General features: G+C 62.8%; 18 protein-coding genes and 2 pseudogenes. 8 read left to right on the top strand and 12 right to left on the bottom strand.

The annotated features are described in order from the left end of the window. Positions 1-25: 25 nt before the first annotated feature. Entirely contained in the window at positions 26-1594 is a 1569-nt protein-coding gene (locus ABDX79_RS16570; protein WP_346221418.1) for a S41 family peptidase, read from the bottom strand. Between the two features lie 111 nt (positions 1595-1705). Here ABDX79_RS16570 and ABDX79_RS16565 point away from each other — a divergent pair. Then, a pseudogene (locus tag ABDX79_RS16565) lies at positions 1706-2617 on the top strand (glutamate synthase-related protein); the annotation flags it as partial. Between the two features lie 289 nt (positions 2618-2906). On the opposite strand, the gene ABDX79_RS16560 reads toward ABDX79_RS16565, so the two are convergent. The 7 genes from ABDX79_RS16560 to ABDX79_RS16530 form a co-directional block, all read right to left on the bottom strand. Next, the gene (locus tag ABDX79_RS16560) at positions 2907-3896 is read right to left on the bottom strand and encodes an alcohol dehydrogenase catalytic domain-containing protein (RefSeq protein ID WP_346221416.1); all 990 of its coding nucleotides are present in this window, start codon (positions 3894-3896) and stop codon (positions 2907-2909) included. Further along, positions 3893-4654 (bottom strand): SDR family NAD(P)-dependent oxidoreductase, encoded by a 762-nt coding sequence (locus tag ABDX79_RS16555; protein WP_346221415.1) that lies wholly within the window; start codon positions 4652-4654, stop codon positions 3893-3895. Before ABDX79_RS16555 ends, ABDX79_RS16560 begins: the two co-directional genes overlap by 4 nt. Positions 4655-4663: 9 nt before the next feature. After that, positions 4664-5971, bottom strand: coding sequence for a histidinol dehydrogenase (hisD, locus tag ABDX79_RS16550; protein ID WP_346221414.1), 1308 nt, complete (start codon positions 5969-5971; stop codon positions 4664-4666). 61 nt (positions 5972-6032) lie between these two features. After that, a complete protein-coding gene (locus ABDX79_RS16545) occupies positions 6033-7349 on the bottom strand; it encodes a TRAP transporter large permease (RefSeq protein ID WP_346221413.1) in 1317 nt (438 codons plus the stop codon). A 9-nt stretch (positions 7350-7358) separates the two neighbouring features. After that, positions 7359-7874, bottom strand: coding sequence for a TRAP transporter small permease (locus ABDX79_RS16540; protein ID WP_346221412.1), 516 nt, complete (start codon positions 7872-7874; stop codon positions 7359-7361). A 136-nt stretch (positions 7875-8010) separates the two neighbouring features. Then, positions 8011-9162 carry a TRAP transporter substrate-binding protein gene (locus ABDX79_RS16535; protein WP_346221411.1) on the bottom strand — a complete coding sequence of 384 codons (1152 nt, stop codon included), beginning with the start codon at positions 9160-9162 and terminating at the stop codon, positions 8011-8013. Beyond that, a complete protein-coding gene (locus ABDX79_RS16530; protein ID WP_346221410.1) occupies positions 9159-9383 on the bottom strand; it encodes a hypothetical protein in 225 nt (74 codons plus the stop codon). Before ABDX79_RS16530 ends, ABDX79_RS16535 begins: the two co-directional genes overlap by 4 nt. A 161-nt stretch (positions 9384-9544) precedes the next feature. On the opposite strand from ABDX79_RS16530, the gene ABDX79_RS16525 reads away from it, so the two are divergent. Beyond that, complete coding sequence (locus tag ABDX79_RS16525) at positions 9545-10555, top strand: LacI family DNA-binding transcriptional regulator (protein WP_346221409.1); 1011 nt, start codon at positions 9545-9547, stop codon at positions 10553-10555. A gap of 78 nt (positions 10556-10633) precedes the next feature. Here the strand turns inward: ABDX79_RS16525 and ABDX79_RS16520 are convergent, their stop codons facing one another. Then, complete coding sequence (locus ABDX79_RS16520; protein ID WP_346221408.1) at positions 10634-11674, bottom strand: YeiH family protein; 1041 nt, start codon at positions 11672-11674, stop codon at positions 10634-10636. Between the two features lie 118 nt (positions 11675-11792). Beyond that, positions 11793-12521: a GntR family transcriptional regulator gene (locus ABDX79_RS16515; RefSeq protein WP_346221407.1), complete on the bottom strand. Its 729-nt coding sequence runs from the start codon at positions 12519-12521 to the stop codon at positions 11793-11795. Positions 12522-12794: 273 nt separating this feature from the next. Here ABDX79_RS16515 and ABDX79_RS16510 point away from each other — a divergent pair, with 273 nt between their 5' ends. The 4 genes from ABDX79_RS16510 (at position 12795) to ABDX79_RS16495 (ending at position 16368) form a co-directional block, all read left to right on the top strand. Further along, the gene (locus tag ABDX79_RS16510) at positions 12795-13085 is read left to right on the top strand and encodes a UxaA family hydrolase (RefSeq protein ID WP_346221406.1); all 291 of its coding nucleotides are present in this window, start codon (positions 12795-12797) and stop codon (positions 13083-13085) included. A gap of 85 nt (positions 13086-13170) precedes the next feature. After that, a complete protein-coding gene (locus ABDX79_RS16505; protein WP_346221405.1) occupies positions 13171-14349 on the top strand; it encodes a UxaA family hydrolase in 1179 nt (392 codons plus the stop codon). A 91-nt stretch (positions 14350-14440) separates the two neighbouring features. Then, entirely contained in the window at positions 14441-15376 is a 936-nt protein-coding gene (locus tag ABDX79_RS16500) for a hydroxyacid dehydrogenase (RefSeq protein WP_346221404.1), read from the top strand. After that, positions 15373-16368: an Ldh family oxidoreductase gene (locus tag ABDX79_RS16495; RefSeq protein ID WP_346221403.1), complete on the top strand. Its 996-nt coding sequence runs from the start codon at positions 15373-15375 to the stop codon at positions 16366-16368. Before ABDX79_RS16500 ends, ABDX79_RS16495 begins: the two co-directional genes overlap by 4 nt. Positions 16369-16419: 51 nt before the next feature. On the opposite strand, the gene ABDX79_RS16490 is transcribed toward ABDX79_RS16495, so the two are convergent. Then, positions 16420-16791 (bottom strand): antibiotic biosynthesis monooxygenase family protein, encoded by a 372-nt coding sequence (locus ABDX79_RS16490; protein WP_346221402.1) that lies wholly within the window; start codon positions 16789-16791, stop codon positions 16420-16422. Between the two features lie 86 nt (positions 16792-16877). Here ABDX79_RS16490 and ABDX79_RS16485 point away from each other — a divergent pair, with 86 nt between their 5' ends. Both ABDX79_RS16485 and ABDX79_RS16475 read left to right on the top strand, forming a co-directional pair. Then, positions 16878-17360, top strand: coding sequence for a MarR family winged helix-turn-helix transcriptional regulator (locus ABDX79_RS16485; protein WP_346221401.1), 483 nt, complete (start codon positions 16878-16880; stop codon positions 17358-17360). 536 nt (positions 17361-17896) lie between these two features. Further along, positions 17897-18151, top strand: a pseudogene (locus tag ABDX79_RS16475) (Arm DNA-binding domain-containing protein); the annotation flags it as partial. 12 nt (positions 18152-18163) lie between these two features. On the opposite strand, the gene ABDX79_RS16470 reads toward ABDX79_RS16475, so the two are convergent. After that, positions 18164-18357, bottom strand: a 194-nt coding sequence (locus tag ABDX79_RS16470) for a hypothetical protein (RefSeq protein ID WP_346221504.1), incomplete at its 5' end; no start/stop codon positions are given.

Below are 18357 nucleotides of genomic sequence, written 5' to 3'. Positions count from 1 at the left end.
GATCATCGTGTGTGATAGCAGGATTTTACCGTTTCGACATCGGCAGTGTTCTGATCCAGGCAAGCAGTGCCGCATCGTCGGTCATGTCGCCCTCATAGGCGAAGGCCGGAACTTGCGGCTGGTTCGAACCTCTGGCCCTGTCCCGATAAACCTTCATCGGCGTCGTCGCCCTGACCAACCCGCTGGGAAGCACCTCGTGGTGTGCTTCCAGATAAAGACTGTCGGCATAGGTCTGGCGGCCGATCTGGATGCCCTGAAGCGCCTTCCACAGATCGATCGAGGTGAGGCAGGACGAAGCGCAGCGATAATTGGTGAGAAGATAGACCGGCCCGGCCATGGGGTTTTTGATGGCTTCGGCATGGCCTGGCGGGTGTTTGGTCTTGTCCTCCTCGCGCCAGTACGGCTTGCCGGCGGCAAGCGATTGCCGCATCCCCGAGGCGATTTTCTCCAGCTCGGCCGACAGTCCCGCCGGGCTGCCGGATTTCCTGAACATCTCGGCATAGGTTTCGACCAGTGCCGTGTTGCCCTTCGAGGCCCGCCAGTCCACCGTATCGTTCCCCGGTTTGGGGTGGGCTGCGATCCATTCCTTGCCCCACAGTATTCGCGCGATCTCCTCGCTCCAATAGGATGACCCGCCGCCATTGCCGCGCACGTCGAGCACCACGAAGGGCGCGGCCCGCAGCGCCTCCTGATGATCGCGCGCCTGTTCGATGATTTCGGTGAGCCCCTTGAACGGGACGCTTCCCTCGTGACCGTTGAAGGACGACATGGAGAGCCAGTATCCGCCGCCTGGCAGTGCCCGCATGACAAAGGGCGGCCGAATGTCCTGGCGAAGGCGCGTGAGGGCGTCCGCGATGGTCTCTGCCGCGATCGGTCGCCAGTCCAGCCTATAATCCCGCGTCTCGCCATCCGCCTCGAAGCGACAGCGTAGCGGCAGCTTGGCCCATGGATTGCCGTAATCGATGAAGAGCTTCGGCCCTTCCTCGATCCTTTGGGCCGGCAGGAACCACAGACCCTCGAACGCGCCGATGCGGGTCTCGGCGAGCGTCTCGGCCGCCACATCGTCGCATGAGATGAGTTTCGCACCGAGCGGCGGCAGCGCCGAATGGGCCGATGGCGCAGTTTCGCCCGATGGTGCCGCGACCTCGGCCACGATCTGGTCCGCGCCCTGATACCGGGTGAGAAAGCCCGGCCATCTCGTGGAAAAGGCGAAGTCCTTGTCGGTCATGTCGACGGCCACGTGACCGTCATTGAAGCTTGCTGCAAGCCCGGCCATGGCAAACCACCAGGCTTCGCGGGAATCGGCGGTTTTCGCCCGCTCCAGGGCGAGGTCGCGAGCGGCTTCGACCTGAGCTTTGAAACCCGGATTTATCTTGTCGTAGACGCCGGGATGGTTGGCCATGATGAAGGCGACCATCGCTTCGGCATCGCCCTTCAGCGTCGCCGACCAGTCGCGCGCCTTGCCCGTCTCGCCAGCGGCGGGAAGCGTCATGGCGATGAGGCTTGAAAGCAGGAGCAAGGCGCAAGACAGACCCGCCCGGCGCGGCAGGTGGCGGGGCCTTGGCCAGATCCCGGGAGATGTCTTGCCCGTCATGCTTGTCTCCGCCCGCCGATCCATCAGGCGGCGAAGTCTTGAACGACCGCCGTTAAGCCGGGGTTACGAGGGACGTGATGGCCCCGGCAATGGTGTCGACGGAGGCGAGCAATGCACGCGTCCCTACGAGGCGGCGCGGCTCAACATCAGCGCGATGAGCTTTGTGCCCTGGGTTCCCACGCGATCGAGGCGCTCAACCTGGGCGCCAAACAGGGCGTATTCCATCACGATACGGGTGAAGGCCGGCTCTCCGAATATCACCTCAAGGATGGCGGCGACATCGCGTGGGAAATCGGCCTGGGTTATTTCGGCTGCCGAACCGACAAGGGCGACTTCGACGCCGGTCAGTTTGCCGAGAAGGCGAAATACGATCAGGTCAGGATGACCGAGATCAAGCTGAGCCAAGGCGCGAAGCCCGGTCACGGCGGCCTTTTGCCCGGCGAGAAGGTGACGGAAGAGATCGCCAAGGCAAGACAGGTGCCTGCCCATAAGGATTGTCTCTCGCCTCCGGGCCATTCGGCATTCTCGACCCCGCGCGAAATGCTCGAATTCGCAGCCAAGATGCGCGAGCTTTCGGGCGGCAAGCCGGTGGGCATCAAACTGTGCGTCGGCATGCCCCATGAGGTGTTCGCGATCTGCAAGGCGATGGTGGAAAGCGGCATCCTCCTCGACTTCATCGTCATCGACGGTGCGGGCGGGGGAACGGGCGCTGCGCCGCAGGAACTGTCCGATCATGTCGGCCTGCCGCTTCGGGTGGGTCTGGCCTATATGACGAATGCGCTGATCGGCACCGGTCTGAAGGACAAGGTGAAACTCGCGGCTTCGGAAAAGGTCTATTCGGGCTCGTCCCTTGCGATCAACGCAGCGCTGGGCGCCAACTGGAGCAATGCGGCGCGCGCCTTCATGTTCTCGCTCGGCTGCGTGCAGTCGTTGCGTTGCCACACCGGCACCTGCCCAAAGGGCATCGCCACCAGTTCGCCCGCACGCCAGCGTGCGCTCGTCATCCCTGAGAAAGCGAAGCGCGTCGCCTCCTTCCAGTCAGCGACCCTCGACAGCCTCCACGACATCGTGGTCGCCTGCGGACTGGAAACGCCGGACGATTTCCGTCCGCAGCATCTGCGACAGTGGCGCAACAACACCGACATGATCCCGATCTCGGACGTGGTGTCCTTCCTGTCCGACCGGCAGTTGCTGGATGATCCCGACAGCACGCCTTACGGCGCTTACTGGCGCATGGCCGATCCCGATTCCTTCCGGCCCAAGATGTGAGCCCGGAGGACCTTCGAGAGCACCGCTCTTGAAGGTCCGCGCATTACGGAACGAGGACGATTTTCGGGGCCGCGATCCGGCCGTTCAGGATGTCGGCAAAGGCGGCTGCGCCGTCTCGCAAGGGGCGCATATGCGGCCAGTCGAGAGCGCCGAGGCGGCCATCGAAGATAGCGGCGGCGGTCTGGCGGAAATCGTCGGACGTATAGGTGTAGGTGCCGATGAAGCTGATTTCCTGAAGGGTCAGGCGGCGTATATCGAGACCGCCCTCATTGTCTCCGAGTCCGATATGGACGATGACGCCGCCGGGTTTTGCGATGCGGCTCGCCATGGTGCGGGTGGCGGCAAAGCCGACGCCGTCGATCACCACATCGGCGGTGATCGAAACGGGATCAGAGGTGGGATCGACGATCTCGAAGGGACCGGCGCCTTCGAGCGCGGCGTGTCGCCTCGGATTGGTCTCGGCGATGATCACCCGGCTTGCCCCCGCAGCGTGAAGCGAAAGAGCGGCCCCGAGGCCGATCGCGCCGCCGCCGATGACGACGCACGTGCCGCTCCGCAAGGCGTCCGGATCATTGCGCGCGGCCACGCGGACGGCATGCCAACCACAGGCGAGCGGCTCGGCGAGACAGGCTTTGTCGACGCTGACGCCGTCGGGAATTTCGACGAGATTTTTCTCGGGGATGGCGAGATACTGGGCAAAAGCGCCGGGCCTCGGCGCCATCGAGATGATCTGACGATTGGGGCAGAGATTGTTGCGCCCCTTTTCGCAGGCCGGGCATGTGCCGCAGGTCACCAGCGGATTGACGGTGACGCGTTTGCCCGCAAGCTTGCCGCTTGTCACGGTGCCCGCCGCCTCATGGCCGAGAATAAGCGGCGCGGGCCGTCTTTCGTCATGGCCGAGAAAGGCGTGCATGTCCGAGCCGCAAATCCCCACGGCCTCGACCTTGACGATCACTTCGCCGTCGCGCGGTTCGGGATCGGGCGCGTCGCGATAGTCGAGGGTTTTGAGACCGGTGTAGACGAGCGCTTTCATCGGGCGGTGAATCCTCCATCGACAAAGAGGAGCTGGCCGGTCACATAGGCCGACGCATCGGAAGCCAGAAACAGAAGCGGCCCGCGCAGATCCTCCATCTCACCATTACGGCCAATACAGGTCTGGCGTGCATTCCGCTCGGCAAGCCCCTTGTCGGAAAAGACCGGTCCGGTGAGCTCGGTCGGGAAGAACCCGGGGGCCAAGGCGTTGGCATTGACCCCATCGCGCGACCAGGCCTCGGCCATGGCGCGGGTCAATTGTTCGACGCCGCCTTTAGAGGCGCCATAGGCTATTCCCCCGGGAAAGGCGCGGCGCGACTGCAGCGAGGCGAAGTTGACGATCCTGCCCCAGCCCCGCTTTTTCATCTGAGGCGCGAGCGCCTGGGCCAGAAGAAAAGGAACGGTGAGATTGAGATGGATCGTCCGGTCCCAGCCCTCGGCCGTCACCTGATCGGCGGTCTCACGAGTGTTGATCCCAGCCGCATTGATCAGAATATCCGGCGACCCGAAAGGCTCCGCGACGCGTTCCGCGATCGAGGGTAGCGCGTCTCTATCTCCGAGATCGGCGGCGATGCTGGCGGTCTCCCCCTCCGCTTCCGCTTCCCATTCGAGCAGTCGGTCGGCCCGGCGCGCAACACCGACCACCTTGGCGCCGGCCTCGGCGAGCATGGAGGCGGCGGCGCGGCCAAGGCCGCTGCTCGCCCCGGTCACGCAGGCGATCCGTCCCGTCAGATCGAAGAGCGAGGATGGGCTTGTCATGGCTTCGCCCTACTCCGCAGCCGAAAGATCGAAATTGTCTTTCGGGAAATATTTGCGCAGACGGATGTCGGCGGTGCGGGCGTGGCCCTCCATGCCTTCGAGGCGCGAGATCCGGGCCGTCGCCTCGGCCACGGGTTTCGAGCCCTCGCGCGTTGCCCGCTGCCAGGTGACGATCTTCATATATTTGTGGACCGAGAGGCCGCCCGTATATTTCGCCGCGCCCGAGGTCGGAAGGACGTGATTGGTGCCGGACGCCTTGTCGCCATAGGCAACCGTCGTCTCCTCGCCGAGAAAGAGCGAGCCGTAGCATTTCAGACGATTCAGCCACCAGTCGAGATCGCCCGCCTGAACGGTCAGATGCTCCGGCGCGTATTCGTCGGAGGTGGCCGCCATCTCCTCGCGATCGGAACAGAGGATGATTTCGCCCAAGGTTTCCCAGGCTTTTGAGGCGCTGTCGCGGTTCGGCTCGGGAAGGTCGGCAATCATATTGGGCACAAGGCCCATGACGGTTTCCGCAAGCCTGCGGTCGTCGGTGACGAGCCAGACGGGGGAATTGTAGCCATGCTCGGCCTGGCCGACGAGATCAGCCGCGACGACATCCGCATCGGCGCTCGCATCGGCCAGGATCAGGCTGTCGGTCGGGCCGGCGAACATGTCGATGCCGACGCGGCCGAACAAGGCGCGTTTGGCTTCGGCGACGAACTGGTTGCCGGGGCCGACCAGGATATCGGCGGGCGGGGTTCCGAACAGACCAAAGGCCATGGCGGCGACGCCCTGGACGCCGCCCATGGCAAGGATCGTGTCGGCGCCGCACAGATCGGCGGTATAGAGGATGGCGGGATTGACGCCCGTGTCGGGCCGGGGCGGAGAGCAGACGGTGATATGCTCGCAGCCCGCGACCTTGGCGGTTGTCACGGTCATGATGGCGGAAGCGACATGACTATAACGCCCGCCCGGCACATAAGCCCCGGCGGCGCGCACCGGAATGCTCTTCTGGCCTGCCGTGAAGCCGGGCACGATCTCGTATTCCACATCGCCGAGGGTCGCGAGCTGGCGTTCGGCAAAGCGCCGCACATTGTCATGGGCAAAGCGAATGTCGTCCTTCAGCTTCTGGGAAACCTTGGACGCTGCCTCCGCGATCGCATCTTTCGTGACGGCGGCCGGCCCTTCATAGCGATCGAATTTCGAAGCATAGCGCAGCGCAGCCTCTTCGCGCCCGTTTTCGATGTCGTCGAGGATCGACAGGACGGTGTGGCGGACATCCTGCGCGCTCGATGCCGGAACCTCATCGGCTTTCTTGAGATATTCGCGGCTCATGAGACACCTCTTTCGTAGTCGTATCGGTCGAAGAAACAAACGGCTTGGCAGGGTCCCGGCATCAGAAGACCGGGACCGAAAGGACGGGGACGTAGGCGATCAGAAGGACCACCATCAGCATGAAAAGGACGAAGGGAACGGCCCAATAGGCGATCTTCAGGATCGGCTCGCCGGTCAGCCCCGCCGTCACGAAGAGGTTCAGCCCGAGGGGCGGCGTGATGAAGCCGACGCCCAGCGCCGTGATCATCATCACGCAGAACTGGAGCTCGCCCATGCCGATCTCGTCGGCAAGCGGTTTGAGGATTGGAGCCAGGATGACGATGTTGGGCGTCGTTTCCATCACGCAGCCTGCGGCGATAAGGACGACGATCATCAAGGCAATGATGAAGATCGGATCGCTGGTGATTTCGGTGATCGAATAGACAAAGCCCTGGGGCACGTTGAGAGCGGCAAGCGCCTGGGCGAGCGGCAGCGAGAAGGCGATGATCGGCAGGATGACGCCGTTCACCTTGGCCGACGATACCAGCATCGAGGGAAAGTCCGCAAAGCTCAAGGTGCGCAGTATGAAGCCCATGATGATGGTGACGACGACGGCGACCGCACCCGCCTCCGTCGGCGTAAGGCGGCCCGAAAAGATGCCGTAGAAGATGATCGCCGGCACCAGGAACGCGTACCATCCCCGCTTCAGGGCCGCGGCAACATTGGTGCCCCATTCGGCAAACGAGATCGCGTCGTTGTTCTCGAACGCCTTCACCCGGTTGACCACCGAATTGGTGACGAGAATGGACAGAAGAATGAGAATGCCCGGGATCAGCGCCGCTTCGAAGAGGGTCGACGCCGAAATGCCCAGCACGAGACCAATGACGATATAGGCGATCGAAGGCGGGATCAGGATGCCGGTGCAGGCTCCAGCAGCGACGAGAGCGCAGGCATAGGGCCGGGGATAGCCCGCTTCGGCCAGACGGTTGATGGTCATGCGCCCGACTGCGGCGGCACCCGCCGCATCCGAGCCGGAGATAGCCGAGAACATGCCGCAGACGAGCACGGTCGCCGAGCCGAAGCCGCTTCTGGCCCAGGAGGTGAGCGCGTCGGCGACATCGAGGAACTTGCGGCTGAGCCCGGTGCGCACGAGAACGTCTCCGGTCAGGATGAAGAGCGGGATCGCCGTCAGCGCGAACGCGTCAATCCCGTCGAACAGGGCCTCACCCACGAGCGAAAGGGGCAGGACGCCGGAAATATAGAGCATCAGACAGGCGGCGACGCCGATCGCGGCCCAGACGGGAACCGCAAGGCCGCACAGAACGACGAACGCAATGACCGGACCGTAAAAAGACCAGCCAAGCTCGACCGTCTGTTCCTGGAGTTGTTGCCAAAGCATGAGTTCACCTCAGTCGAACAGACGTTCGCCTTCATAGACCGGTGTGCCTGCCCGCAAGGAGCCGACGTCGCGGATGATGGATTGGAGGAGGCGGATGACGACGAGGGCGAAACCGATTGGAACGGCGGCCAGGAACCAGACCATGGGCAGTCTGAGACCATGGCTGACGGAGCCGAACTTCCACGACACCGCGACCGTCTCGTAGGACCAATAGAGAGCGATGAAGGCCACAGCGAGCATGACGAGATCGCCAAAGATGAAGACGGTGGTCTTCGCCCTTTGCGGCAACAGCGCGGTCAGGATGTCGATGCGGATATGCGCCCGTTCCTTGATCGCCGCCGCGACACCAATCCAAGATAGGTAGATGAAGGAATAGCGCACCACCTCCTCGCCCCAGATTGACGAATAAGCGAAGACTTCGCGCCTCACGACTTCAACGGCCATGACGAGAACGAGCATCGTATAGAAAACGAGCAGCGCCCAGCGTTCGAGATTGCGATCGAGGATTGCGAGAATGGAGCGCATGCCACCTCCCGGCACGCCGCGCGTGCGAGAAACGCACGACGGGCGGTAACGGTTTGAGTTCTTTGCATCGCGCCAGAGCGACGCGTCGTGGCCGAGCCGGCGCGCAAGAGCGCGCGCCGGCTCCTGTCACAGACAGTCAGGCATCGTTGACGGCGTATTTGCTTTGCGTGCCCGCAGCTTCTTCGAGCTTTACGAATGCGTCCATCGACCCGGCAAGCTCGGACTTGTAGGTGTCCCATTCGCTGCGCTGATAGCCGCCCACCTCTTTCCACTGGGCGAGCTGATCGTCATCGAGCGTGTGGAATTCGACGCCCGCGCGCTGCATCTCATACATGGCATAGGCACGCGCCGACGGCACCTTGGCGAGATTCTGGACCGAGGTGATTTCCGACGCGATCTCGATCGCCTCCCTCATCTCGTCGGAGAGGCCGTTGAACCACTCCAGATTGCAGGAATAGATCTGAGCGTCGGGAACGGCCTGTGTGAAGGTGACGTGGGACAGGATGTCCTTGAAGCCGAAGACGTAGAGGGCGCCGACCGCCGGATCGAGCGCATCGGCAACGCCTTGCTTGATGGCGGACGGGGTTTCGCCCCAGGCCACCGGCGTCGGGTTGGCGCCGACCATGCGATAATATTGCTGGAGCATTTCCGAGCCGGGCACGCGGAACTTGATGCCCTTCAGGTCGCCCGGCAAAATCACCGGCTTGTCCTCGCCCTTGCGAAGCGCGACGACGCGCGGATCGATGACCACGTAGAACAGCGGCTTGAAGCCACGCTGCTCGATCTGTGGATGCACATCGTTCCGCCATGCATCGGATTTGACGAGGTTCACGAACCGCTGGTTCGAACCGCAGAAATAGGGAAGATTGATCAGATCGACGGCGGGCGCGAAGGGCGCGAAATTCGAGATCGAATGCTGGGCCGCCTGGATCGTGTTGCTCTGAACCTTCTGGACGAGTGCGCCACCAGCGCCAAGCTGCCCACCGGGCGCCAGCTTCACATAGATGCGGCCATTCGAAAGGTTCTGGATGTTTTCCTTGAGGTCCAGCTGCATGATCGGATAGCTGCGCGAGGCCCCGAGAACATAGGCCGTTGCGATGGTCATCGTCTGCTCGGCGTCGGCTTCGCGCTGGCGCTCTTCATTGGCGCCTTGCGCCGCCGCCTCGTCCGACCAGAGCGTTCCAGCAGCCCCGGCGACAAGCGCCGCGGTGAAACTGCCGGCAGCCGTCAACTTCATGAAGTTCCGGCGCGCGTGGTTTTCGAGCTCTGATCTGTCACTGGTGGTCATAGGGTCTCCTCCCGAGACTTTCTGGATTGGTTTTTCGATCTGGCTCTGGCCTCGCACTGGAGCGTCCCGATGACGAACAGGATGCTGACGGCGATAATGAGCAGCAATTCGCCGCTACGGCCGACAAAGCCAGCGCCACCGGCTGCGCCCACATAGACATTCGCAAGAAAGACGAGAAAAACGGCGAGCGCGCCGATCAACCAAATCAGAGGATTGTTCACGAGCCTGGCCCTCCCAAGCCGAACTGCACGATCAGTGTAAGCGCTTACAATCTGAACTGCAAGCGTTTTCATTTCCGTCAGCGAGAAAATATGGATTATAGCGAGGCAAGGTCGGGCCGATCATCGCGCGGCGTTAGCGGTAAAGGGATAGAGACAAAGACGTGTCGCTCAGAAGCACCCTCGAAGACGTCGCGAAAATGGCAGGGGTTTCGACGGCAACGGTCTCGCGCTGCCTGAACGAGCCGGGCAAGGTCACCGAGAAGACCCGCGAGCGCGTCATGAATGCGGTCGATACGCTCGGCTATACACCGCATTTCGGCGCGAAGGCACTTGCCTCCCGCAAGACGCGGACCGTCGGCGCGGTCATTCCCACGATGGACAATGCGATCTTTGCCCGCGGCCTCCAGGCGTTCCAGGAGACGCTCGCCGCCTCCGGCGTCACGCTGCTCGTATCGAGCTCGGGCTATGACGCGGACCGGGAGGCTGACCAGATCCGCGTGCTCGTCACGCGCGGCGCGGAAGGCATTCTTCTCATTGGCGCTGCGCGACTGGCTAGCGCCTACGAATTCCTGGAGCGTTCCGGCACGCCCTACGTGATCGCCTGGTCCCTTTCGAACCAGCAGGAGCCCTGCGTCGGCTTCGACAATGTCGGGGCGGCGAAGGCAATGGCGGAGCGCGTTCTGTCGCGCGGGCACAGGGAGATCGCGATGATTTCCGGCATCACCACCATGAACGACAGGGCCGCCGGCCGCGTCGAAGGCGTGCGCGCGGCCCTTGCCGAGGCGGGCCTCGATCCGGCGGGACTTGCGGTCGAAGAGGTGCGCTATGCCTTCGACGAGGCGGCCGCGGCCTTCGACAGGCTGATGAAGCGCCCTCCCCGCCCGACCGCCATCATCTGCGGCAATGACGTGCTTGGCGTCGGCGCGATCTCGGCCGCAAAACGCGCGGGCTTGCGGATTCCCGACGACATTTCCATCACCGGGTTCGACGATATCGACATCGCCGCCCATGTAGAGCCCGGTCTAACGACCGTTCACGTTCCCCACCAGCGGATGGGCGCGGGTGCGGCGGCCTCGCTGCTCGCCCTGATCGAGGGCAAAGCACCGGACGGCCCCCGCTGCATCGAAACCGCGATCGTCGAACGGGGATCGCTCGGCCCTTCGCCGTCGTGACATGCCCATCACCATGCGACGAATAAACCGACATTCGGTTCATTCGTGATTCGCCAACCCGTTCCGAGGCCGACGGCCTTACCCGGCAAGACCAATCTCGACGGCGGTGATCGCGAGAATCAGGAGAACGAGTGTTTCGGTGACGACCATGGCGACATGCCGCCAGCCGAGCTGCAGCATATCCTTCATGTTGGTGCGTACGCCGAGCGCCGAGATGGCGATGACGAGAAGCCAGCCCGACAGATCGACGGCCCCTTGCGCCACTATACCCGGCAGCCATCCAAGGCTGTTGATAGCGGTCAGAACCGCGAAGCCCACAACGAAGGACGGCAGGCGCACCGATGTCGCACCGCCGCTTTTCTGCCCCGCCAGGACCAGCACGATGATGATGAGAACCACCGGCAGCATCGTGACGCGCAGGAGCTTGATGATGGTCGCGACGTCGCCGACATCGGTGGAGATCGAATAGCCGGCCCCCACGACCTGGGCGACGTCGTGAATGGTCGCGCCGACCATGAAGCCGCTCTGGCTGGGGCTCAGCCCCAGCACCGTGAACAGGATCGGATAAAGGATCATCGCGATCGTCGAGAGCGTAGTGACCGAAACCACCGTGAAGAGAAGATTGCGCTCGGTCTTTTCATTGTGAGGAATGACGGAGGCGATGGCGAGGGCGGCGGACGCGCCGCAGATGGCGACGGAACCGCCGGTCAGAAGTGAAAAGCGCCATTGCTTGTCGAAGATGCGCCCGCAGACGAAGCCGGTGGCGATGGTGAGCGCGATGAGGCCGATCACCGTGGCGAAGGTCGAGATCCCGAGCGAGGCGATGTCCGTCGTGGTGATCCGCGCGCCCAGAAGCACGATCCCCAAGCGCAGCAGGCTCTTGGAGGAAAACTCGAGGCCTGGCTTGAAGCGCGGATCGACGGCCAGAAAGTTGAAGGCCATGCCGATCAAAAGCGCGAACAGCATCACCGGAGCGCTGTAATGGTCGGCCACGAACCGCGCCGCGGCGGCCACCACAAGGGCCAGCAGAATACCCGGAAACAGCGGCCAGTAGCGGTCCTTGAGGGCCGAAGGCGCGAAGTTCGATCGAGGCTGGGTCGATTGGGACTGTGTCGGCATGGGCTGGCCTTATACTGTCGCCCCGACGCTTCGGCTTGGCCGGCGGGGCGGGTGAGATCGCTTCGAAGGGGGAGAGGAGCCGGGTTCTAACGACGGCTCCAGGACCTGACCGGCGTTGTCAAAGGTCTGCTCCGTAGTGGAAATCGTCGGTCAGGCAGGTGGACAGGCGGTGCTCGATCGGCGTGTCGTCGAGAGCCATGGCGACGCGTTCCACCTGAAGGACGGGGTGGCCGCTGCCGCAGCCAAGATGCCGCGCCACATGATCGCTGGCAGCTTTCGCCTTCAGCTTCTCGGCGGCCCGGCCGATCGTGATGCCGTAGTGCTCCGAATACAGCGCATAGACATTGTTGGGGATGGTCTCCATCTCGCCGAACCCTTCGAAACGAGCGACGGGAAGCGTGACGCGCTCCACGATGACCGGCTTTTCGCCAAGCCGCCTCACCCGGTCGATCCACCAGATCTCGTCGCCGTCGGCGAGCTTCAGCTGATCGCGAACCGTGCTCGATGCCTGGGCGCGGCCGCGGCCGATCACCTCGCTTCGGGGAAAGAGCCGCGTGCCGTCGTCGGCCACGAGGCGGAAGAACTTGAAGAGAATACGACCCTCTTCCGGAACAGCGACGAAGGTGCCGCGCCCCTGCCGGCGGACCAGAAGATGCTCGGCGGTCATGGCGTCGAGGGCCTTGCGGACGGTGCCCTGGCTTACGCCGAGCTCTTTTGCGAGCTGGAACTCGCTCGGCAGCATCATGCCAGGCGTCCAGTCCCCCGTAATCAGGCGCTGGACCAGCCGCGACCGGACCTGGGCGTAGAGCGGCCTGAAGGCCAGTCCTTCCAATTGACTTTCGCTCATCGCAGCCCGGTCTCCATCGAAGCCAATCACGTCACGCCTTTTCCGGCCCTTTGAAAAGCGCGCTCCCGCTTCATAGCACTCTTGACACCCGATCGAAAACATATTTTATATCTTATACAAGACTTCAGCGAATGCAAACCCCGATCGCTTCGCGGACTGCCCGGCGAAACCGATGGGCGAGCGCAAAAGGCGATTGGGAACAAAGGCCAAGCGGCCCGCAGGCTCGGCTCAGATCGCCGCGATTTTCATGAAATTCACCAGGGAGAAAACATCATGAGCAGTCACCCGCAGCTATTGGTTCACGACCAGAAGGACAATGTCGGCGTGGTCGTCGTCGAGGGACTGAAGGCGGGCACAGACATGCTCTGCGTCGTCACCCACGACAATTCCTCGTTTCGCCTGACCGCCAACGACGACGTTCCGATCGGGCACAAGATCGCTCTCAGCGATATTTCGTCGGGCGATACGGCGGTGAAATACGGCGAGGACATCGGACGCTTCAAGGCCGACGTGAAGAAGGGCAGCCATGTCCACGTCCACAATCTGAAGACAAATCGCTGGTGAGACCGCCTCGGATTGCGCCGGCGCACAGCGCCATACGCGTCCCATGTCTCTCCCGCTTCCGCCTCATCTTGAAAAGAGCTTGACCATGCCGATCAATACGAATCGCAAATTCCAGGGCTATCGTCGCGAGAACGGCCGTGTGGGTGTGCGCAACCACGTCGTCATCCTGCCGGTCGACGATATTTCCAACGCCGCCTGCGAGGCCGTCGCCAACAACATCAAGGGCACGCTCGCCCTGCCCCACGCCTATGGCCGCCTGCAGTTCGGCCCCGATCTCGACCTTCACTTCCGCACCATGATCGGTACCGGCGCGAACCCGAATGTCGCGGCCTGCATCGTCGTCGGCATCGAGCCGGGCTGGACCCAGAAGATCGCCGACGGCATCGCAGAGACTGGCAAGCCGGTCGCCGCCTTCTCGATCGAGCAGAATGGCGACCTCAAGACGATCATGGACGTCTCGCGCAAGGCGAAGGAATTCGTCCAGTGGGCCAGCGAGATCCAGCGCACGGAATGCGATGTTTCCGAGCTTTGGGTCTCGACCAAATGCGGCGAGTCCGACACCACGACCGGTCTCGGCTCCTGCCCGACCGTCGGCAATATGTATGACAAGCTGATCCCGGAAGGCATTTACGGCGTCTTCGGCGAGACCTCCGAAATCACCGGCGCCGAGCACATCTGCCAGAAGCGCGCGGTTGACGAAGAGGTCGGCGAGCGCTGGTACAAGATGTGGAAGGCCTATCAGGACGATGTCATCTTCGCCCATGCGACCAACGATCTGTCGGAGTCCCAGCCGACCAAGGGCAATATCGAGGGCGGCCTGTCCACCATCGAGGAAAAGGCCCTCGGCAATCTGGAGAAGATCGGCCGCGAGTGCCAGTTCATCGACATTCTCGAACCTGCCGAAGCGCCCCAGAAGGGCAATGGTCTCTACTTCATGGACACCTCTTCGGCAGCCGCCGAATGCGTGACCCTGATGGCAGCGGCGGGCTACGTGATCCACACCTTCCCCACCGGCCAGGGCAACGTCATCGGCAATCCGATCGTGCCGGTGGTCAAGATCACCGCCAATCCGCGCACGGTACGCACCATGTCGGAGCATGTGGACGTCGACGTGTCCGGCATCCTGCGCCGGGACATGACCATCGATCAGGCCGGTGATGCGTTGATCGAGAACATCATGCGCACTGCGAACGGGCGGATGACCGCGGCCGAAGCCCTCGGCCACCGGGAATTCGTGATGACGAAGCTCTATCGCAGCGCCTGATCCTCAAGATCGGGATCCATTCAAAGGTCGCTCGCCCTTCGGGCGGGCGGCCTTTTTTCAGTCAGCCAAGATGAGAGAGTGAGAACGCCATATGTCAGACATCGTCATTTCCGAATTCATGGACGAAGCGGCGGTGAACCAGCTGCGCGAACGCCACGACGTTCTTTACGATCCAGACCTCGTAAACCGTCCGGACGCGCTGAAGGACGCACTGAAGACCGCGAAGGCGCTGATCGTGCGCAACCGCACACAGGTCTCGGAAGACATCCTGTCCGACGTGCCGGCCCTTACCTGCGTCGGCCGTCTCGGGGTCGGTCTCGACAATATCGACCTCGATGCCTGCAAGGCGAAGGCGATCGCGGTCTATCCGGCGACCGGCGCAAATGACGTGGCGGTCGCAGAATATGTGGTGACGGCGGCGCTGACGCTGTTGCGCAAGGCCTATCACCGCAGCGCCGATGTCGCTGCCGGCACCTGGCCGCGCATGGAAATGATGGGAGGCGAGATCGCGGGCAAGCGCCTCGGCCTCATCGGCTTTGGCGGGATCGCCCGGAAGGTCGCCGCCCGTGCGCGGGTGTTTGGCTGCGAGATCGCCGCCTTCGATCCGTTTCTTCCCGAAACCGACGTCGCCTGGGAGAGCGCGCAACGTCTGGAGCTTCAAGCCCTGCTCGAGACCTCGGATATCGTCAGCCTGCATGTGCCGTTGAGCGAGACGACACGCCATCTGATCGGCCGCGATGCCCTCAAGGCCATGAAACCGGGCGCGATCCTCATCAACACCGCGCGTGGCGGTGTCGTAGACGAGGCCGCGCTCGTTGAGGCCCTCAGGAGCGACCAACTGGGCGGGGCCGCGCTCGATGTCTTCGAGACCGAACCTCTCAACGCCGAAGCCGGGGCGCTCTTCCAGGGGGTTCCCAATCTCATCCTGACGCCGCATATCGCCGGGGTCACGAAAGAGGCGAATGTCCGAGTCAGCGCCGTCACCGCGGACAATGTCCTCAACCATCTCAAGAGCCAGTCCGCATGACCAAGATCCTTTCGATCGAAGACGCCGAACGCCTTGTCGCCGAGGCCTTGCAACGGGCCTTCGTCGGGCCCGCACAGGCCGCGTCCGTCGCCCATGCACTCGTCACCGCCGAAACTTCCGGCCAGGGTGGCCACGGCCTCCGGCGCGTCGCGGCCTATAGCGCGCAGGCGAAGGTGAAGAAGGTCGACGGGCACGCAACGCCTCTGATCGACATGCCCCGCTCTGCGACCATGCGCGTCGACGCCGCCGAGGGTTTTGCCTATCCTGCCTTCGATCTTGCCATCGAGCGCGCGCCGGCCGTCATTGCCGAAACCGGCGTTCTGGCCATCGGGGTCCGCAACTCCCATCATGCCGGGGTCCTCGGCCTGACCGTCGAGCGCTTTGCCGAAAAGGGTCTCGTCGCCCTCATGACCGCCAATGCACCGAGCGCCATGGCTGCCTGGGGCGGAACGAAGCCGGTCTTCGGCACCAATCCGATCGCTTTTGCGACGCCGATACCGGACGCGGAGCCGGTCGTCATCGACCTGTCGCTGTCGAGGGTCGCGCGCGGCAAGGTGATGGCCGCCAAGCAGAAAGGCGTCGCCATTCCCGAAGGCTGGGCGCTCGACAAGGACGGTAACCCGACGACGGACGCGGACGCTGCGCTTGCCGGCACCATGGCCCCGGCGGGCGATGCCAAGGGCGCAGCGCTGGCGCTGATGGTGGAAATGCTGAGCGCCGGCCTGACCGGCGCGAACTTTGCCTATGAGGCTTCCTCGCTCTTCGACGACAAGGGCGAGCCGCCGCGTCTTGGTCAGTTCATCCTGGTTCTCGACCCCGAAGCCATTGGCGGCGACGGCGCGCTCGGTCGCCTTGGGGAACTCGCCGCGATGATCGGCTCGGAACCGGGTGTCCGGCTGCCCGGTCGCCGGGGTCTCGAAGCACGGCGCAAGGCCGCAAGCGACGGGATTGCGATCGAGGACGACGTGATGGCGATGATCGAGGCGGTCTGAAGCGGCCGCCTCGGTTCTGAAGCGTCTCAGAGGGGTGGAAACGCGCGTTTCTCACCCCACGCAGATGCCGGGCACCTCCATCCTGCGAAACAGGTGTGGGCTCACTGTCGCGCTGTCCGGGTAAGAGCCGAGCTGGGCCCGGAATTCCGGATTGGCGAAGGCATCTTTGAAATGAGAGACAGACTGCCAGACCGCATAATTCAGGAAGGCGCCGCTGCCGCCGATACCGCGATGAAGCTGGGTCGAGATGAACCCCGGCTGCCGCTTCATGATCTCGGCGTCGCGGCCCCAGACCTCCAGAAACGCATCCACATCACCGGTCTCGACGACGAAGGTGTTGATCAAGGTGACCGGACCGGCCTCATCGTCGTGCAGCTGATCGGCCAGCGAAACACTCCTATCCATTTCCAGAAACTTGGGCATGTCGTTCTCCTTGTGTGCGGGACGCCACAATGACATCATGGTGTCAATATCGATAAACGACATCATGATGTCAATAGGATTTCGACATGCTCGATAGAACACCGTCGGCGGAGATGCTGACCGATCTCATTCTCTCGCTTTTTCGGGTCAACAACGCGGCCCTCACCTGGGGCGACCGTCTGGTACTGCCCCATGGCCTCACGAGCGCCCGATGGCAGATCATGGGCGCCATCGCCTATGCGAGCGAGCCGCAGCCGGTCGCCTGGCTGGCGCGGGACCTCGGGGCGAACAGGCAGAACGTTCAAAGGATCGTCAACGAGCTTGCGAAGGAGGGCTTGGTGACCTTCAAGGCCAACCCCCGGCACAAGCGGGCTCAACTGGTCGTTCTGACGGCAGAAGGACAGCATGCCTATGACAACGCGATCCGTGCCTGGAATCCCGCAGCCGACGAGCTTGCAAGGGATCTGTCGCCCGATGACCTCGCGACGGTCCTTCGCGTTCTGACCGTCCTTCGCGGCCGGCTGACGGCGAGCAATGAAAGCGATGCGCCCAAAGCTCCGCCAGCATGACGCATGCGCTTTGCAGCGATCCCGCTGACCGGAATTCTATGAAAGGCCGCTTTCGAAGACCTACCGGTAGCCCAAAAGGGCCCCACCACCTTTGGCGGCGTCAGGATGACCACCGCACTGCTCGATCGTCTCGCCCGTCGCGGCCAGAGCCTGAAGACCGGAAACGACAGCGTCCGCTTCAGGGCAGGTACCGGAATCGCCAACCGCCAACCGCCAACCGCCAACCGCCAAAAGAAGGAAAACGCTCGTGGCTTTATAAAGACGCCCCCTCCAACTTAAGTCGGAGCCGGATCAAGTCTCGATGGAAAACCCGGATCAGGTCCGCGTGTGAACCAACATCAATGAGTTAGGGATAGGCCTGTCGAGGCCCTGACGTGGCGGTGAGAGAGGGATTCGAATAAGCGTCCATCTCCGTTCGACTCCGTCCAAGACTTCCTTGATTTATTCGGTTGCGCACGTTTTCGAGTCTGGCGATGTCTATTAGTGCCCTGTACGATCCGTGTCATGCGTTGGGGTATACGTTGGGGTAAGATGGCATGGCAGTCCAAACGAAACGCTTGTCAGCACGTCGCGTCGCTACGATAAGCGAACCTGGTCGTCATGCTGACGGCAACGGTTTGTATCTCGTTGTCGGTCCGGGAAATTCGCGGCGTTGGCTCTTCATGTTTCGCTGGCAAGGCAAGCTGAAGGAGATGGGACTAGGTGGAACGGCTACGGTCTCTCTCGCTGATGCTCGAGAAAAAGCCGATAACGCTCGTCGAGTGTTAGTTGGGGGCTCCAATCCGATCGATGAACGCCGACGCTCAACCGAAGCTCAGAGATCTAAAGCTACATTCGGGATTTTTGCCGACGATTTGATCGCCGAACTTTCCCAGGGTCACGTCCGTCAAGCTGGTGTAATTTTCTGGGTGGCCTGAGGTCATGATCAGGCGGCTTTCATGGTTGTGATGGTGAGGATCGGATCGATCTCCTCCTTGTCGATCTCTGCGAAGGCCTC

The organism is Fulvimarina fulva (genome assembly GCF_039652615.1).
Taxonomy (GTDB): Bacteria; Pseudomonadota; Alphaproteobacteria; order Rhizobiales; family Rhizobiaceae; genus Fulvimarina.
Note: the sequence above shows the minus strand (reverse complement) of the source record. Positions and strands in the feature narration are given on the sequence as shown.

Coding starts and splice junctions, on each gene's coding strand:
- ABDX79_RS16495 (WP_346221403.1), top strand. CDS start 15,373: ATGACCAAGATCCTTTCGATCGAAGACGCCGAACGCCTTGTCGCCGAG.
- ABDX79_RS16520 (WP_346221408.1), bottom strand. CDS start 11,674: ATGCCGACACAGTCCCAATCGACCCAGCCTCGATCGAACTTCGCGCCT.
- ABDX79_RS16485 (WP_346221401.1), top strand. CDS start 16,878: ATGCTCGATAGAACACCGTCGGCGGAGATGCTGACCGATCTCATTCTC.
- ABDX79_RS16505 (WP_346221405.1), top strand. CDS start 13,171: ATGCCGATCAATACGAATCGCAAATTCCAGGGCTATCGTCGCGAGAAC.
- ABDX79_RS16535 (WP_346221411.1), bottom strand. CDS start 9,162: ATGACCACCAGTGACAGATCAGAGCTCGAAAACCACGCGCGCCGGAAC.
- ABDX79_RS16490 (WP_346221402.1), bottom strand. CDS start 16,791: ATGCCCAAGTTTCTGGAAATGGATAGGAGTGTTTCGCTGGCCGATCAG.
- ABDX79_RS16500 (WP_346221404.1), top strand. CDS start 14,441: ATGTCAGACATCGTCATTTCCGAATTCATGGACGAAGCGGCGGTGAAC.
- ABDX79_RS16545 (WP_346221413.1), bottom strand. CDS start 7,349: ATGCTTTGGCAACAACTCCAGGAACAGACGGTCGAGCTTGGCTGGTCT.
- hisD (WP_346221414.1), bottom strand. CDS start 5,971: ATGAGCCGCGAATATCTCAAGAAAGCCGATGAGGTTCCGGCATCGAGC.
- ABDX79_RS16510 (WP_346221406.1), top strand. CDS start 12,795: ATGAGCAGTCACCCGCAGCTATTGGTTCACGACCAGAAGGACAATGTC.
- ABDX79_RS16555 (WP_346221415.1), bottom strand. CDS start 4,654: ATGACAAGCCCATCCTCGCTCTTCGATCTGACGGGACGGATCGCCTGC.
- ABDX79_RS16540 (WP_346221412.1), bottom strand. CDS start 7,874: ATGCGCTCCATTCTCGCAATCCTCGATCGCAATCTCGAACGCTGGGCG.
- ABDX79_RS16560 (WP_346221416.1), bottom strand. CDS start 3,896: ATGAAAGCGCTCGTCTACACCGGTCTCAAAACCCTCGACTATCGCGAC.
- ABDX79_RS16570 (WP_346221418.1), bottom strand. CDS start 1,594: ATGACGGGCAAGACATCTCCCGGGATCTGGCCAAGGCCCCGCCACCTG.
- ABDX79_RS16515 (WP_346221407.1), bottom strand. CDS start 12,521: ATGAGCGAAAGTCAATTGGAAGGACTGGCCTTCAGGCCGCTCTACGCC.